The sequence below is a fragment of the Paenisporosarcina sp. P4_D4 genome, assembly GCF_056401835.1.
In genome coordinates, this window is the sequence record NZ_JBFUIO010000057.1 from 1 (window position 1) to 17,053 (window position 17,053).

The 17,053-nt window shown below is 41.9% G+C and carries 13 protein-coding genes, 1 other RNA gene and 1 other annotated feature; of the genes, 12 read left to right on the forward strand and 2 right to left on the reverse strand.

Annotated elements, in window-relative coordinates; all coding sequences use genetic code 11:
* The 3 genes from AC1DSL_RS12225 to AC1DSL_RS12235 form a co-directional block, all read left to right on the forward strand.
* The coding region (locus AC1DSL_RS12225) for an ABC transporter permease subunit (protein WP_477532372.1) at positions 1-611 on the forward strand (611 nt) is incomplete at its 5' end.
* 1 nt (position 612) lies between these two features.
* Positions 613-1,455 carry a sugar ABC transporter permease gene (locus AC1DSL_RS12230; protein WP_477532373.1) on the forward strand — a complete coding sequence of 281 codons (843 nt, stop codon included), beginning with the start codon at positions 613-615 and terminating at the stop codon, positions 1,453-1,455.
* A 360-nt stretch (positions 1,456-1,815) separates the two neighbouring features.
* Entirely contained in the window at positions 1,816-2,856 is a 1,041-nt protein-coding gene (locus tag AC1DSL_RS12235) for a LacI family DNA-binding transcriptional regulator (protein ID WP_477532374.1), read from the forward strand.
* Between the two features lie 46 nt (positions 2,857-2,902).
* On the opposite strand, the gene AC1DSL_RS12240 is transcribed toward AC1DSL_RS12235, so the two are convergent.
* Entirely contained in the window at positions 2,903-4,471 is a 1,569-nt protein-coding gene (locus AC1DSL_RS12240) for an SH3 domain-containing protein (RefSeq protein WP_477532375.1), read from the reverse strand.
* 117 nt (positions 4,472-4,588) lie between these two features.
* Positions 4,589-4,828, forward strand: a binding site (T-box leader).
* A 55-nt stretch (positions 4,829-4,883) separates the two neighbouring features.
* Between AC1DSL_RS12240 and hisS the strand changes: the two genes are divergently transcribed.
* The 4 genes from hisS (at position 4,884) to AC1DSL_RS12260 (ending at position 9,049) form a co-directional block, all read left to right on the forward strand.
* Positions 4,884-6,176, forward strand: coding sequence for a histidine--tRNA ligase (gene hisS / locus AC1DSL_RS12245; RefSeq protein ID WP_477532376.1), 1,293 nt, complete (start codon positions 4,884-4,886; stop codon positions 6,174-6,176).
* The gene (gene aspS / locus AC1DSL_RS12250; protein WP_477532377.1) at positions 6,173-7,960 is read left to right on the forward strand and encodes an aspartate--tRNA ligase; all 1,788 of its coding nucleotides are present in this window, start codon (positions 6,173-6,175) and stop codon (positions 7,958-7,960) included. The genes hisS and aspS overlap by 4 nt, the downstream gene beginning before the upstream one ends.
* Before the next feature lie 44 nt (positions 7,961-8,004).
* Positions 8,005-8,188: non-coding RNA, 6S RNA (gene ssrS / locus AC1DSL_RS12255), on the forward strand.
* Positions 8,189-8,284: 96 nt separating this feature from the next.
* Entirely contained in the window at positions 8,285-9,049 is a 765-nt protein-coding gene (locus AC1DSL_RS12260) for a tRNA threonylcarbamoyladenosine dehydratase (RefSeq protein ID WP_477532378.1), read from the forward strand.
* 200 nt (positions 9,050-9,249) lie between these two features.
* Here AC1DSL_RS12260 and AC1DSL_RS12265 read toward each other — a convergent pair whose 3' ends face one another.
* Positions 9,250-10,539, reverse strand: a complete 1,290-nt coding sequence (locus AC1DSL_RS12265) for a replication-associated recombination protein A (protein ID WP_477532379.1) — start codon at positions 10,537-10,539, stop codon at positions 9,250-9,252.
* Between the two features lie 134 nt (positions 10,540-10,673).
* Here AC1DSL_RS12265 and cymR point away from each other — a divergent pair, with 134 nt between their 5' ends.
* Genes cymR through recD2 form a run of 5 tightly spaced genes read left to right on the forward strand, consistent with a single transcriptional unit; the run spans position 10,674 to position 16,569 of the window.
* Entirely contained in the window at positions 10,674-11,093 is a 420-nt protein-coding gene (gene cymR, locus AC1DSL_RS12270) for a cysteine metabolism transcriptional regulator CymR (protein WP_036659286.1), read from the forward strand.
* A gap of 50 nt (positions 11,094-11,143) precedes the next feature.
* Positions 11,144-12,286, forward strand: coding sequence for a cysteine desulfurase family protein (locus tag AC1DSL_RS12275; protein ID WP_477532380.1), 1,143 nt, complete (start codon positions 11,144-11,146; stop codon positions 12,284-12,286).
* A gap of 20 nt (positions 12,287-12,306) precedes the next feature.
* Complete coding sequence (gene mnmA / locus AC1DSL_RS12280) at positions 12,307-13,428, forward strand: tRNA 2-thiouridine(34) synthase MnmA (protein WP_477532381.1); 1,122 nt, start codon at positions 12,307-12,309, stop codon at positions 13,426-13,428.
* Between the two features lie 18 nt (positions 13,429-13,446).
* A complete protein-coding gene (locus AC1DSL_RS12285; RefSeq protein ID WP_477532382.1) occupies positions 13,447-14,103 on the forward strand; it encodes a tetratricopeptide repeat protein in 657 nt (218 codons plus the stop codon).
* A 21-nt stretch (positions 14,104-14,124) separates the two neighbouring features.
* Positions 14,125-16,569: an SF1B family DNA helicase RecD2 gene (gene recD2, locus AC1DSL_RS12290; protein ID WP_477532383.1), complete on the forward strand. Its 2,445-nt coding sequence runs from the start codon at positions 14,125-14,127 to the stop codon at positions 16,567-16,569.
* Positions 16,570-17,053: the final 484 nt, after the last annotated feature.

A 17,053-nucleotide genomic window follows, 5' to 3' on the forward strand; every position in this document is an offset into this window, starting at 1 on the left:
GAAAAGCAATCATACGTACAATCATGATTTTACCGTGGGCTGTTCCATCGTTCATCACAATCTTGATTTTCTCGGGTATGTTCAACGAAACTTTCGGTGTCATCAATAAATCCATCCTTCCCTTAATAGGGCTCGAAGCTGGGTTGCCTTGGATGACGAATGAAATGTGGACGAGATTTGCGTTGATTATGATTCAGACATGGTTAGGATTCCCGTTCATTTTTGCGATGACAACAGGGGTTCTTCAATCCATTCCTGATGAATTGTATGAAGCAGCAAATGTGGACGGCGCATCCATCATGCAAAAGTTCTTCTCGATTACGTTGCCGTTAGTGTTGTATGCGACGGCGCCAATAATCATTACGCAATATACATTCAATTTTAATAACTTTAACGTTATTTTCCTGTTCAACGGGGGAGGTCCTGCGATTCCGAGCCAAAATGCCGGGGGTACCGATATCCTCATATCCTGGATCTATCGTTTGACCATGACCAGTGCACAATACGGAAAAGCGGCTGCTGTCACCATGATTCTTTCAATCATTGTCATCTCCGTAGCGTTATGGCAATTTAAACGCACGAAATCTTTCCAAGAGGAGGATATGATGTAACATGAGTAATAAAAAAAGCAGAATCATCCGCCTCACGTTATCTTATTTAGCTATTTTAGCGATGGTTGCCATTGTTGTGTATCCATTGCTATGGGTTATTGGATCTTCATTAAATCCAGGTCAAAGTTTATCAGGCTCAAAAATGTTTCCCGATAATCCAACATTCAAACATTATGATTTCTTGTTTGATACAGAGAAATCCAATTACCTTCTTTGGTATTGGAATTCCATGAAAATAAGTGTAATTACGATGGTTTTAACGGTTATCTCTGTGTCATTTACAGCTTATGCCTTTTCACGATACCGTTTCTATGGAAGAAAGAATGGCTTGCTGACATTTTTAATCCTGCAAATGATTCCAAACTTTGCAGCATTAATCGCAATTTTCGTATTAGCCATCCGTACAGGTTTGATTGATACGCATCTAGGATTAATTCTTGTGTATGTAGGTGGACAAATACCGATGAATACGTATCTGATGAAAGGTTATTTGGACACCATTCCAAGAGAACTGGATGAATCGGCAAAAATGGATGGTGCAGGTCATATGCGCATCTTCTTCCAAATTGTTATGCCTTTGGCTAAACCAATCATTGCAGTAGTTGCATTGTTCTCGTTCATCGCACCTTTGGGTGATTTCATCCTCGCACGGATTTTACTACGCGATGATCAGAAATTTACACTTGCCGTCGGTCTTTACGAAATGGTGGCCAAGCAGTTTGGTAATGAATTCACAAAGTTCGCAGCAGGTGCAGTATTAGTAGCAATTCCTATCGCGATTCTGTTCTTGATGTTCCAAAAATATTTCGTATCTGGTCTAACAGCAGGCGGGACAAAGGGTTAATACCCATGTTTTTATAAATAAGCTTTGTTAACTGTTAATGTGGATTTTTTATTAAAAGTGATGGAATCTGCGACAAAAAAACCTTCCTGCGGAAAAACCTAAAAGCCTGTGCTCCTGTTTCTGTTTCTGCTTTTGCATCGCTACGCTAGCTTCGAAACATGAAGGTGCGTTGCATCGCTGGGCAGCTTCGTCGCCAAGATTATGGTCAAACTACATTTTTGGATTTTGGTTCTTTATGAGACGAAATCAAAAAATAACCACTTGAATATCAATTATTTTGTAAATTAATTCGTCAACAATCGTTATAATAGATTTATATGAATTATGGTTATGAAGTTCTTAAAGAGAGGATGAGGAGCTTTGGCCATCACAATCAAAGACGTTGCCAAACTATCAAATGTGGCACCTTCAACCGTGTCGAGGGTCATTGCGAATAACCCTCGAATCAGTGAAAAAACTAAAATTAAAGTAAGAGCTGCTATGGATGAGCTAGGCTATCATCCGAATTTTATCGCTCGCAGTTTAGCCAATCAGTCAACAAGAGTCATTGGATTGGTTTTGCCAAACTCAACAGATGTATTCTTCCAGAATCCATTTTTCCCGACAGTATTGAGAGGGTTAAGTGACGGAGCAAATGAACGACATTATGCCTTGCAGATCAATACGGGAAATACAGATGAAGAGATTTTTTACGGGGTTGTACAAATGGTGCAGGGCGGCCGTGTTGACGGAGTCATCCTTTTATATTCCCGGATTGAAGACAAAGTCTTGAATTATTTGAGGGAAAGAAATTTTCCTTTTGTCGTAATAGGAAAACCGTTTAAAGACGTGGAGCAAATTACATATGTAGATAACGATAACTATAAAGCGACAAAAGAAGCGACGAGTTACTTGCTGAGCCTGGGTCATAATCAAATAGGTTTTATTGGTGGAGATCTGAACTTCGTGGTGACGGTCGAGCGGTTACTTGGTTTTGAAAAAGCTCTAGGTGAAGCTGGTCTTCAAAGCAACGACGATTATATTATACACAGTCAGTTTTTACGTGAAGGTGGGCAAGAGGCTATTGGGAAGCTCATCAATCTGGAAGAACCTCCTACCGCTTTGGTGGTGGCTGATGATTTAATTGCACTTGGCGTTTTGAATACATTGTTGGAAATGAATATTTCCGTCCCTGAAGACATGTCGATCATCAGCTTCAATAATGTGCTTTTTACTGAACTGTCCCATCCACCTTTAACCTCAGTTGATATCAATATTTTCGAAATCGGCTATCAGGCGGCAAAAAGCATGATTCAACTATTGGAAAATCCAAATGAACCAGTTAAGCGGATCATAGTGGACCACGCAATCATCAAACGTTGCTCATGTTCAGAAAGCACTAAAAATATCAGTGATCTTTAGGAAATGATAAAAAAGCTCGTCCAAATTTTATTGGACGAGCTTTTTTCTATTCCAATTGATCATCGAAATAATTGACGACTCCATTGTAAATGCCCAAAGATGCTTGTTCTCTGAATTGTTCAGTCGTCACTGCACGTTCTTCTGATGGATTACTCAGGAAACCAAGTTCAATCAAGATCGCTTGCTGACGATTTTCTCGCAGTACGAGATAATTTCCGGGCTGAGCACCGCGGTCACGCAAGGAAATTGTGTTCCCAAGGGATCGATGTACACTTTGAGCAAGTCCTTTTTGATAGCCATGCATGTAATAAGTAGTGAACCCATTAATCGCACTGCTATCGGTTGCGTCATAATGAACACTGATAAAAGCATCTGCAGCGAGTTGATGGCCGATAGCCACGCGTTTTCGTAAGTCAACATAGACATCGGAATCACGTGTCATGACTACATTGGCCCCAGCAGACTGTAATTTGCTTGCCAGAAGTTCAGATGTGCGAAGAGTAATTCCTTTTTCATCCGTTCCTCTGGCTCCTGTAGTGCCGTGATCATTTCCACCATGCCCAGGATCGACAATGATGGTTAATCCATTTAATGTGCCTTTTTTACGTTTTGATTTTGATTTCTGTTGGTGTGTTTCTTTTTCAGAGGCATCGGTAGAGATTACCCAATTGGCAACATAGCCTTTCGTGCCATTTGGCGTTTTTACTTCATACCAATCTCCATTTTGTCCGGTTGTTTCAAATGATTCGCCAGCATTTGCACGATAGACGACTTCACCCGATGTGTCAGGGGTGGAACGCAAATTCGTACCATTGTATACGATAGAGATATTTTTGATTTTCGTTTTTTTACTACCTTGTTCTTTTTTCGGCTTCTCGGAAGAAGCAGTACTGGCAGTTGCAGTCAATGTGCCATAAAAAGAATAGACCCAGCCACTTTCATTAGATGAAAGTTCGATATTCACCCAATTGTGTTGTTTTTCAATAATTTTAAAACGTTCCCCTTTATTGACGTTGGCAACTTTTTTTGCTGTTAAATCTGGTTTGGAACGGACGTTAAGACTATCAACTGAAACTTCGAACTGATTTTCTTTCTTCGCGCTTTGCTTGGAAGGCTTAGAATCGTTTGTTTGAACCGTTATGTATTCTTTCGCAACAAAACCTTTAACTTGATTAAAGGAAATTTCAGCCCATTTTCCATGATCAGTCAACAGTGTCGCTTGATCGCCGGCAGAAAGTTTTGCCAGGACCGCTGCATCAATCGAAGGTTGGGAACGGACATTTAATCTATCTACTTTAGAAACAACAAGTTGTCCGGTCGCTTGTTTCTTTTCACCCAATTGCTTCGTGTACCAAGATGCAACCCATCCCTCAGAAGTACCACGACGAACCTTTAACCAATCACCCTGTTGTTCAAGAACTAGCATTTGATCGCCCATTTCCATAGAAGCAATAATCGGATAGGCAAGTCCCGGTCCTGAACGTAAATGTAAATTTGATACAGTCKACTGGACATTTTCACCTTCAGCTTGTATAGATGAAGGTAGGATAAGAGATAATAATAAAAATAGTGCTACTAAAATTTGCCGATTTTGTCGAAGTTGAAATTTTGTCATAAAATCCCTCCTTTTTTTACATTGTAAAGACTGTTGGCTGAAAAAACTATAGCTTTCTGAAAAAAGGTTGACATCTCATACGACAGTCATTAAGATAAGGTATAATCTGAATCAAACAAATTGCCAATGACCAAGAAAGTAGCTGTTTAATACGCTGTTAAGAGAGGGAAAGACGTGGCTGAAATCTTTCCTACAGAAGCACTCAGTGAACAACACTTGGTAGGTTTTTCGTCGAAATACCCTCGCGGTGCAGTAGGCGGAAACGGAACCGGTCGTTATCCGGACTTGAGAGGACACAAGCTTTTTGTGTCAATTAGGGTGGAACCGCGGAAGCTAACATTAGCTCTCGTCCCTTGCGTTTTTGCGCAAGGGGCGGGAGCTTTTTATATTGTCCATGAAAGGAGACATTAATATGTCGATTAATGTGCCAAGAGGAACAAAAGATTTACTGCCAGGTGAAACAGAAAAGTGGCAAGCAGTTGAAGAATTAATTCGGGATACGTGTCGGTTGTTTCAGTATAAGGAAATCCGTACACCTATTTTTGAACATACTGAACTGTTCACGCGAAGTGTAGGGGATACGACAGATATCGTACAAAAAGAAATGTACACGTTTACCGACAGAGGCGATCGCTCCTTAACTTTACGCCCTGAGGGAACAGCATCAGTCGTACGTTCATTTGTAGAAAATAAATTATTCGGACTGCCTAATCAACCGGTTAAATTATATTACATGGGTCCGATGTTCCGATATGAGCGTCAACAAGCGGGTCGCTACCGTCAATTCGTACAATTCGGCGTTGAAGCAATCGGAAGTAAAGATCCAGCAATTGATGCTGAAGTCATGGCACTTGCTATGAATGTCTATAAAAAAGCAGGATTGAAGAAAATCAAATTGGTTCTCAACTCTTTAGGAGATACAGAAAGCCGACAAGCTCACCGTGATGCATTAATTGCTCACTTTGCTCCTCACATCCAAGAATTTTGTTCGGACTGTCAAAACCGTCTGCAAAAAAATCCGCTTCGTATTCTTGATTGCAAAGTAGACCGTGAGAATCCATTAATGGGTACAGCTCCTCAATTACCGGACTACTTAAATGAAGAATCTCTGACTTATTTTGAAAAAGTAAAACACTACCTTGATATTTTATCGATTAAATATGAACTCGATCCGAATTTAGTACGTGGTCTTGATTATTACAATCACACAGCTTTTGAAATCATGAGTGAAGGTGAAGGCTTTGGCGCCATAACGACTCTTTGTGGCGGTGGCCGCTATAATGGGTTAGTCGAAGAACTAGGTGGACCAGATTCTCCTGGGATTGGCTTTGGTATGAGTATCGAACGATTATTATTGGCATTGGAAGCAGAAGGTGAATCGTACACAAATAGCGATTCACTCGACTTTTATGTGGTAGCAATGGGTGAAGCTGCGAAAGATAAAGCCGTTTCATTCGTTTCCCAACTTCGTCAAAACAATATTTCAGCGGAAATGGATTACTTAGACCGTAAAGTGAAAGCACAAATGAAATCGGCCGATCGTCTGAACGCAAAATTCTCAGTAGTTATCGGAGATAATGAACTGGAAACGGGCAAAGTTTCACTGAAATATTTAGCAAATGGTACGCAGCAGGAATTGGCATTCGATGAAATTGTTGAACAATTTGAAGAAATCGCAACTAGAGCAATGGAGGAATTAGCATGACAAAACGTACACATCCATGTGGAGAAGTAGCAGAACAGGCAATTGGGCAACAAGTCGTATTAAAAGGATGGGTTCAAAAAAGACGTGATTTGGGCGGATTGATTTTCGTGGATCTTCGCGACCGTTCGGGCATCGTACAAATTGTTTTCAACCCGGACATTTCCCAGGAAGCGTTGGCTATCGCAGACAAATTACGTAATGAATTTGTCGTTGAAGTGAGCGGGGAAGTAGTTGCCCGTCAAGAATCACAAGTGAATCCTAACATGGTAACGGGACGTATCGAAGTTCAGGCAAATCTTGTGACCATTGTTAATGAAGCGAAAAATCCACCATTTGCGATTGAAAACCAATCAGATGTCAGCGAAGACTTACGATTGAAATATCGTTATTTAGACCTTCGCCGTCCTGTAATGTATGAAACATTTAAAATGCGTTCAGAAGTAACAAAATCGATTCGACGATTCTTGGATGAAGAAACATTCCTTGAAGTAGAAACACCAATCCTTACGAAATCAACACCGGAAGGAGCACGTGACTATTTAGTACCAAGCCGTGTGCATGACGGTGAATTTTACGCATTGCCACAATCACCTCAATTGTTCAAACAAATGCTGATGGTGTCAGGCTTTGAAAAATACTACCAGATTGCGCGTTGTTTCCGCGATGAAGATTTACGTGCAGACCGTCAACCTGAATTTACTCAAATCGACATGGAAATGAGCTTCATGTCAATGGAAGATATTCTTGAAATGAACGAACGCATGATGAAGAAAATGATGAAAGACGTCAAAGGCATTGAAATTGAAACGCCTTTCCGACGCATGAAATACACAGAGGCAATGGATCGATTCGGTTCTGATAAACCTGATGTCCGTTTTGGTCTTGAACTTCAGGACGTATCAGCATTGGTTGCGGATTCTTCATTCAAAGTATTTGCTGGTGCCGTTGAAAATGGTGGCCAAGTGAAGGCAATCAATGTCAAAGGGTCAGCTGACAATTATTCACGAAAAGATATCGATGCGTTAGGTGAGTTTGCCGGTCGCTACGGTGCGAAAGGTCTTGCGTGGTTAAAAGTCGACGCAGAAGGATTGAAAGGACCAATCGCTAAATTCTTTGAAGGTGAAGCCGGCGAGAAATTAGTTCAAACACTAAGCGCTGAAGCAGGAGATTTATTGTTGTTTGTTGCAGACAAAAAATCGGTTGTTGCCGATGCTTTAGGTTCGCTTCGCATGAAATTAGGAAAAGAACTTCAATTGATCGATGAAAGCAAATTTGCTTTCTTATGGATTATTGATTGGCCGTTATTTGAATATGACGATCAGGAAGGTCGTTATTATGCAGCTCACCATCCATTCACGATGCCTTTCGTTGAAGACATCGAATTAATGGATACGGACCCAGCAAGCGTCCGCGCACAAGCCTATGACTTAGTGTTAAATGGCTATGAGCTAGGTGGCGGATCACTGCGTATTTATGAACGTGATGTGCAAGAAAAAATGTTCAGTATTCTTGGTTTCTCTCAGGAAGAAGCGACAGCTCAGTTCGGCTTTTTGCTTGAAGCGTTTGAGTATGGAACACCTCCGCACGGTGGTATTGCATTAGGATTGGACCGATTAGTTATGTTATTGGCTGGTCGCACAAACTTACGTGACACAATTGCTTTCCCTAAAACTGCGAGTGCCAGCGATATTTTAACAAAAGCACCAAGCCCAGTCTCGGAAGAACAATTGAAAGATTTATCATTGGCAATTAGTATTCAGAAAAATCTAAAATCAGGTGAATAAGAGGCTTGAATTTCTAAAATAGATATGATAGGATACTTGTAACACGAATCCTGATGTGTTCGTTAATTGCCAATCGCTTTTGACCGAACAATAATATCGTCGGGAATCCTCCTTTTATAATGGCTAACATGCCCCCAGGGGACGTTATAAGTTGTAAAGTGGATACCCACCTGCTGTGTGCGGGTTCAAAACGATACGCTTCATAATGACGGCACGATTGGGATTCGTCCTACATTATGAATAATCCCTCTAGCTTGTTTCAAGCTAGAGGGTTTTTAATGATTACAATCCCGACTAAAACGATATAGATTGTGAGGACATCATATGTTACACCAATTTTCACGAAATGAATTAGCCATAGGTACTGAAGGTGTCGACCTGCTAAAAAACACGACAGTCGCTATTTTGGGTGTTGGAGGCGTAGGTTCTTTTGCTGCGGAAGCATGTGCAAGAAGCGGCATCGGGAAAATCATCCTCGTTGATAAAGACAATGTAGATATTACAAACATCAATCGCCAATTGGTTGCTTATACATCAACAGTAGGACGCTCGAAGTCCGAAGTAATGAAGGAACGAATTTTGGACATCAATCCTGCATGTGAAGTACATGATTTGCACATGTTCTATACAGAAGAAACATACGAAGAATTCTTCAGCCATAACTTGGATTACGTGATTGATGCTTCTGATACTATCATTTACAAAATCCATTTAATGAAAGAATGTCTGGCTCGAGGCGTCAAAATCATTTCAAGTATGGGGGCAGCAAATAAAACCGACCCTACACGCTTCAAAATTGCTGATATTTCTAAAACACATACGGATCCCTTGGCAAAAGTGATTCGTACAAAACTTCGTAAAGAAGGAATCTATAAAGGAATTCCTGTTGTTTTTTCTGATGAAAGCCCGATTGTCGTTCGAGAAGATGTGGTGGAAACAGTCGGTAAGCCGGATGCGAAAATTCGTAAGGCAAAAATGCCACCATCGTCGAACGCATTCGTACCGTCTGTTGCCGGATTAGTGGCAGCAAGCTGGGTTATTAACGATATTACAAAAGAAATTCCGATAAAACGCGTACGTTCTAATTAATTTGAGAAGGCGACCCTTCAAGTTTAATTGGGGTGGCCTTTTTTCTTGTGATGAATTAGGGGATAGGGGCAACTATTCGATCGATAGGGGCAACTTTTGTGCGGAATGGGGCAACTTTCACGTTTATAGGGGCAACTAACCAATTTCCTCCTAATTCTTCACCACAACACATAAAAAGACCTGAGCCGCTCGCTGGCGATTCAGGTCTTCTTTCCTTTAAATGATTCCAACTTTTGATAAATACCCGCGAGTTTCTTTTCTTCGCCCGCGAGCACCGGATTGTAATACTTCGAACCAATCAAATTGTCAGGCAGATAGGTTTGATTGACCCAACCGCCAAATGATCCAATCGGTGTGTTGTGCGGATATAAATATCCTTCGTGTCCGAGTGCAGCTGCTCCTGCATAATGTGTATCTTTGAGATGGCTCGGGATATCGCCAACTTTTCCGGCATGAATGGAAGCAATGGCAGCATCAATGGCTTTATAAGCTGAATTGGATTTCTCCGATAAACACATTTCCACGACAGCATTTGCCAACGGAATGCGAGCTTCCGGCAACCCCAATCGTTCAGCTGCCTGGATGCTCGCAAGAACGTGCGCGCCAACTGCTGGATTTGCAACGCCGATATCTTCGTATGCCATGACAAGAAGGCGTCTCGAGACTGCTACCAAATCACCATTTTCAAGTAAATGAGCCAAATAATACATGGCTGCATTGACGTCACTTCCGCGCACGGATTTTTGCAATGCAGATAACAAATTATAAAAATGAGACCCTTTTTTATCCCCAAACACGCCGATGCGATCGACGAGATTTTGAAGCAAGGCATCGTCTACTACAACCACGCCATCTTCATCGTCAGACGCGGAAACGACAGATTCAAGAAGAGTCAAAGCTTTTCGGGCATCACCATTTGCCGCTTCTGCGATTTTCATTTGCTGTTCTTCAGAGATATTAATCTTTTGTCGGCCCAGGCCGCGTTTGTCGTCTTGTAATGCGCGTTGTATCAATACCAATAAGTCTTCAGCCGTCAAACGTTTAAGTTGTTTGATTTCACCGCAACGGGAACGGATGGCCGGATTTACATCATGAAATGGATTTTCCGTTGTGGCACCAATCAATACGATTGCACCGCTTTCAACATGGGGGAGCAAAGTATCTTGCTGTAATTTATTGAAACGATGGATCTCATCAAGGAATAACAGAACTTTTCCTGTTACGCGTGACTCAGCCACCACTTCTTCTATATCTTTCTTGCCTGAGCGTGTCGCATTAAGTGCGATGAAAGAAAGATTGCTAGTACCGGCAATGGCATAAGCTAGGGACGTCTTGCCTATTCCCGGCTCACCGTATAACAACATTGAAGGGACATGGCCGTTCGCAATCATTTTATATAAAGGTGTGTGTTTTCCGATTATATCTTGCTGACCAGCTATTTCATCCAATTTTTGCGGTCTCATTCGATAAGCAAGTGGTTCGTTTTGCATCGTGAGTACCTCCTAAATTCGTACATTTGTTCTCTAGTATACGTGTTACCGGACGAAAAGTCATTTCACAGGCGGTTGGTCGGAAATGTGATATACTATGTAGATGATTTTAAGGATTATACGGGGTGAATAACGTGAGAATTTCGACAAAAGGTCGATACGGATTAACGATTATGATAGAGCTAGCCAAACAATTTGGAGAAGGTCCAGTACCTCTCCGTCAAATAGCATCAGACAATGAATTATCGGAAGCTTATTTAGAACAATTGGTTTCACCGCTTCGTAATTCTGGCCTAGTTAAAAGTGTTCGCGGAGCACACGGTGGATATATGCTTTCAAAGCCACCTCATTTAATTTCTGCCGGCGATGTCATCCGAGTACTGGAAGGACCGATTCAACCGGTGGAAGGCATTGAAAATGAAGCTCCTCCTCAACGAGAATTGTGGCTTCGCATTCGTGATGCCGTAAAAACCGTTCTGGATACTACCACGATTGAAGATTTAGCTAAATTCAGTGACACGTCATCAGATGACGGATACATGTATTACATTTAAGTGTGCGTTCAAAAAACGATTTTTGAACAACCTTTAAAAAGGAGTTCGACATGAATAGAATTTACTTAGACCACGCAGCTACTTCGCCCGTACATCCGCAAGTCATTGAGAAATTAGTCCACACGATGGAACAGTCGTATGGCAATCCATCAAGTATCCATGCGACTGGCCGGGAAGCCCGAAAACAGTTGGATCAAGCCCGTGAGCTTTTGGCAAATAGCATTGGTGCGAAAGATCAGGATATCATTTTGACCAGTGGCGGGACGGAAGCGGATAACTTGGCGATTTTCGGAACAGCATTTGCGCGTAAATCTTTTGGCTCACATATTATCACGTCTCAAATTGAGCATCATGCCGTTTTGCATGCATGTGAAAAGCTAGAAAAAGAAGGATTTGACGTGACTTATTTACCTGTCAATAAACATGGACTTGTGTCAGTGGAAGACTTTAAACAAGCACTTCGTGAAGATACCATTTTAGTGACCATCATGCTTGGAAACAATGAAATGGGGGCCATTCAACCGATTGTAGAAATTGGCCAATTGTTGAAACACCACCAGGCTACTTTCCATACAGATGCTGTTCAAGCATACGGATTGATGCCAATATCAGTGGATGATCTTCATGTGGATTTATTGTCTGTTTCCTCACATAAAATCAATGGACCTAAAGGGATTGGCTTCCTTTATCAGCGAAAAGGCACAAAATTATCACCACAGCTTTTTGGTGGACAGCAGGAACGCAAACGTCGCGCGGGTACTGAAAATGTACCTAGTGTACTTGCTTTCGCAGAGGCCGTATCGATTGCACAGCAGTCAATGGATGAAAAACGAAAACTGTACCAACAGTTTAAGGAAATAATGATTTCCACATGGGAAGACAAAGGAATTGCATTCCAAGTTAACGGGAATGTACAATCGACTCTTCCGCATATTTTAAACGTCAGCTTCAAAGGGACGGACGTGGAAGCGCTATTGGTGAATTTGGATATGGCTGGTCTTTCTGTATCTAGCGGTTCAGCTTGTACAGCAGGATCCATTGATCCATCCCATGTGCTTGTCGCAATGTTCGGAGAAAATGCGGATGAACTTCGTAATTCTATCCGCTTCAGCTTTGGTTATGGAATAACACTTGACGATGTAACGGAAGCAGCAACGAAAACTGCCGCCGTATTAAATAGACTTGTGAAATAAATGTAGAAAAGGTGAAAGAGATGCAACAACTAAAAAGTCCTGCAGAAACACGTGTCGTTGTCGGCATGTCGGGTGGCGTTGATTCGTCCGTTGCAGCTTATTTATTAAAAGAACAAGGGTACGATGTCATCGGAATCTTCATGAAAAACTGGGATGATACTGATGAAAACGGCGTGTGTACAGCAACGGAAGATTATGACGACGTCATCAAAGTCTGCAACCAAATCGGCATTCCGTACTATGCAGTGAATTTTGAGAAACAATACTGGGATAAAGTGTTCACTTACTTTTTGGAAGAATATAAAGCAGGCAGAACGCCAAATCCAGATGTGATGTGCAATAAAGAAATTAAATTCAAGGCATTCCTTGAGCATGCAATCAGTTTGGGTGCTGACTATTTGGCTACCGGACATTACGCTCAAGTCAAGGAAGTGGACGGAGAAACCCAACTTCTTCGCGGTCTGGATAACAATAAAGACCAAACGTATTTCTTGAATCAATTGAATCAGGAACAATTATCGAAAGTGATGTTCCCAATTGGTCATCTTGAAAAGAAATTGGTTCGTCAAATCGCTGCAGAAGCTGGATTGGCAACAGCAGCGAAAAAAGATTCAACAGGCATTTGTTTTATCGGTGAACGCAATTTCAAGGAATTCCTGAGCCAATACTTGCCTGCACAGCCGGGTAATATGGTGACAATGGACGGGGAAGTTATGGGTCGTCATGATGGTCTGATGTATTACACAATCGGCCAACGTCATGGATTAGGGATTGGTGGAGCTGGAGACCCATGGTTTGTTCTAGGGAAAAATCTTGAGAATAACGAATTGCTGGTCGGACAAAACATTCATCACGAAGCGCTATTTTCTGATCAATTGACTGCTGTTAACATGAGTTTTACAACGAATTCGAAAAAAGACAATATGTTCTCTTGTACAGCGAAATTCAGATACCGTCAGGAAGACGTAAAAGTTGATGTGGAATTGACGGAAAACAACGGCGCGGTTATTACTTTCGCAGAGCCTGTCCGTGCAATTACCCCTGGACAAGCAGTCGTTTTATATGACGGTGATGTATGTCTTGGTGGCGGAACAATAGACGAAGTCATCAAGAACGGAAAAAAATTGACATACGTCGGCTAATGAACGAGGAGTGAGAAGATGAAAGAATTGGAACTTGGCATTACAGCCATTCAAAACAAAGATTATGAACAAGCTGTTGTTCATTTCAATAATGCAATTGAAGAAGAGCCGAATAACCCACTTGGATATATTAACTTTGGAAACTTACTGGCACGCATGAATGAAACAGAACGTGCTGAACGCTTCTTCCAAAAGGCTATTACTCTGGATGAAAAAGCAGCGACAGCTTTTTATGGATTGGCTAATTTATATTACGAGCAGGAACGTTACGAAGAAGCGGCGAAGCTTTATGAGAAATCGATTCAGTTTGGCATTCAAGGTGCTGACGCTTACTTCATGTTAGGGAAATGCTTCGAACGATTGGGGAACCCTAAACTTGCACTGCCTTATTTACAACGTGCAGCTGAACTTGAGCCAACAGATGTACAAATCCGCTTGTCTTACGGCATCGGATTGGCAGCTCTTGAGATGTTCAAGGAAGCTGAACCAGAATTTATGTATGTCATTCATGAAGACTTGAACAATGCAGATGCCCACTACAATTTGGGCGTTTTGTACGCTGTATCCACAGACCGCACGAATGATGCTTTGTATCATTTGAAACAGGCGTATACACTGCAACCGAATTTCGAACAGGCACGTTATGTGTACGACATGATTGCATTAAGTCAATAACCATTCTAGGAGGCGACAGCTTTGCCAAATCAAATCGATTTATTTCAACAAGAAGCGATGTATATTACAGGCAAACCTGTCGTCACCATTTTTCATAATGCCACTAACTTATTCTCCATCGTCAAACTCAAAATCAACGAAACAAATTCTACATATGAAGATAAAGAAATCATTGTAACAGGCTACTTCCCACCTTTGATGAATGAAGAGGCGTATCGTTTTACCGGCCAGATCAAACAGCATCCAAAATACGGAACCCAGTTTCAAGTGGAAACATTCTCAAAAGATGTGCCGGAGACCGAACAAGGCATCATTCATTATTTGTCGAGTGACCTGTTTCATGGAATTGGACGTAAAACGGCCGAAACGATCGTCAAGAAACTTGGGAAAGATGCAATTCGAATCATTTTGGATGACCCTGAAGCACTTGACGCCGTTCCACGACTTGCCAAAGAGAAAAAAGAAACCATTCGTATGACGCTTGAGCAAAACCTCGGCTTGGAACGTGTCATGATTCAATTAAATGAATGGGGATTTGGTCCGCAACTGGCGATGAGGATTTACCAGACCTACCGTGAGGAAACGATCGACGTGTTGATGAAAAATCCGTTTCGACTGATTGAAGACGTGGAAGGCATCGGTTTTCACCGTGCGGATGAACTGGGTTCCAAACTTGGTATGACCGGTAAACACCCAGACCGAATCAAAGCGGCCGTTTTCCATTTATTGAACGCTGCTTCGCTCAGTGAAGGACATGTTTACTTGCATGCGGAGCATATTTTACCGAGCGTTAAGCAATTGCTGGAGTCCAGCCAATTTGAAGAAGTCCCATATGATGCTATTTCAACAGCATGCATGGAACTAGTCGAGGAAGGAAAATTGGCTGGGGAAATGTCGCGGTTCTATTTGCCTTCGCTATATTTTTCCGAAGTGGGCATCGCTTCCAAACTGGAAACGTTGATTCAGGAACAACAAGAACGAACAGGTTTCCCGACTTCTGAAATTCGAAAAGCGCTCGGCGATGCTGAAGAAAGACTAGGTGTTTCATATGCAGAGACGCAAATAGCTGCTATTGAACTCGGGATGAATGCATCCGTCATGCTACTGACAGGTGGGCCAGGTACAGGGAAGACAACCGTCGTCAAGGGACTTGTGGAAGTTTACGCTGAATTGCATGGTCTGACGCTCGATCCAAAAGAATACGCAAAAAAACAGGAACCATTTCCGATTATTTTAGCGGCACCAACTGGACGGGCTGCAAAACGTTTGAATGAATCAACGGGTCTTCCATCCATGACAATCCATCGTTTACTTGGATTCACTGGCCAGGAAAAAGAGGAAGAAACAGAACGGGACATCAAAGGCAACCTGATTATTATCGATGAAATGTCGATGGTTGACACATGGCTTGCCCATCAATTATTAAAGGCAATTCCTGAAGGGGCACAAGTCATATTCGTAGGTGACCAGGATCAATTGCCTCCTGTAGGACCAGGTCAAGTTCTGAAAGACTTGCTTGCGTCTAAGAGAATTCCGACAGTGGAACTGACGGACATTTATCGTCAATCTGCCGGATCGTCCATAATTGAACTTGCCCATCAAATGAAAAAAGGGCAGTTACCGACCAATTTAATCGACAAAACAAGCGATCGTTCTTTCATTAAAGCTGGGCCGGAACAAATTGCAAAAGTGGTTGAACAAGTCATCAAAAGTGCCTTGGCAAAAGGTCATACGATAAAAGAATTGCAAGTGCTCGCACCGATGTATAAAGGTCCTGCTGGGATTGATGCACTCAATAAAATGATTCAGGAAATGGTCAATCCGAATGACACGAAGAAACGCAAGGAAATTGTGTTCGGTGAAACGATCTATCGCATAGGTGATAAAGTGCTGCAACTTGTCAATCAGCCGGAAAGCCAAGTGTACAACGGGGATATGGGCGAAGTGATCAGCATTTCTAAAGCCAGTGAAAATGTCGAAAAGCAGGACATGTTGATTGTTTCATTCGAAGGGATTGAAGTGACCTATCAGCGTAACGATTTAGGACAGTTGACTCTTGCTTATTGTTGCTCAATTCATAAATCGCAAGGCAGTGAGTTCCCGATTGTCATCATGCCAGTCGTTCGCAGTTACATGAAAATGCTGCGACGCAATTTACTGTACACAGGAATAACACGTGCTAAAAACTTCCTCATTTTGTGTGGAGATGCTGAAGTCTTTAAATTCGGCATTGAGCGCAATGATGATTTGGCAAGACTGACTTCACTGAAGGAAAGATTGAGTGAAGAGGCAGTGCCTGTGACTGAACCAACTGTAGAGAGCGAAGACAATGAAGCTGATGATGAACTTACAGAGAAAAACGAACAGGAAATTTCATTGACGGCATCCAACCATTTGACGATTCATCCTTTGGTTGGCATGAACGCTACCACGCCTTATGACTTTTTAGAAAAAATTGCTGAATGATAAATATGAACCTTGAAAAAACACACATGTAAAACGTGTGTTTTTTTTGGCTCTTTAACACCGTATGATTGATTATCGTACATTTGCGCTGGCCGCACGTTCCGCATGAGCCAACAAGCATGAAAACCATAGACTTGTGGGTCTCATTCTCCGAAAGTGCTGCTCCTGCGGTTACTCGTCGCAAAGAATAAGGTTGCTCCTGCGGTTACTCGTCGCAAAGAATAAGGTTGCTCCTGCGGTTACTCGTCGCAAAGAATATGGTCAAACTCCTTTGACCATATTCTTTCTAGCGGTATGCTAGTTACAAATGAACTCTTCGTATTTAGGTTTTCTACAGTTGTTAATCATATTTTATTTGGGTAGGAATCTGCGCCAAAAACGTTTGCTACTGTTTCTGTTTCTGTTTCTGCATCGCTAGGCTAGCTTCGAAACATGAAGTGCGTTGCATCGCTAGGCTAGCTTCGAAACATGAAGTGCGTTGCAT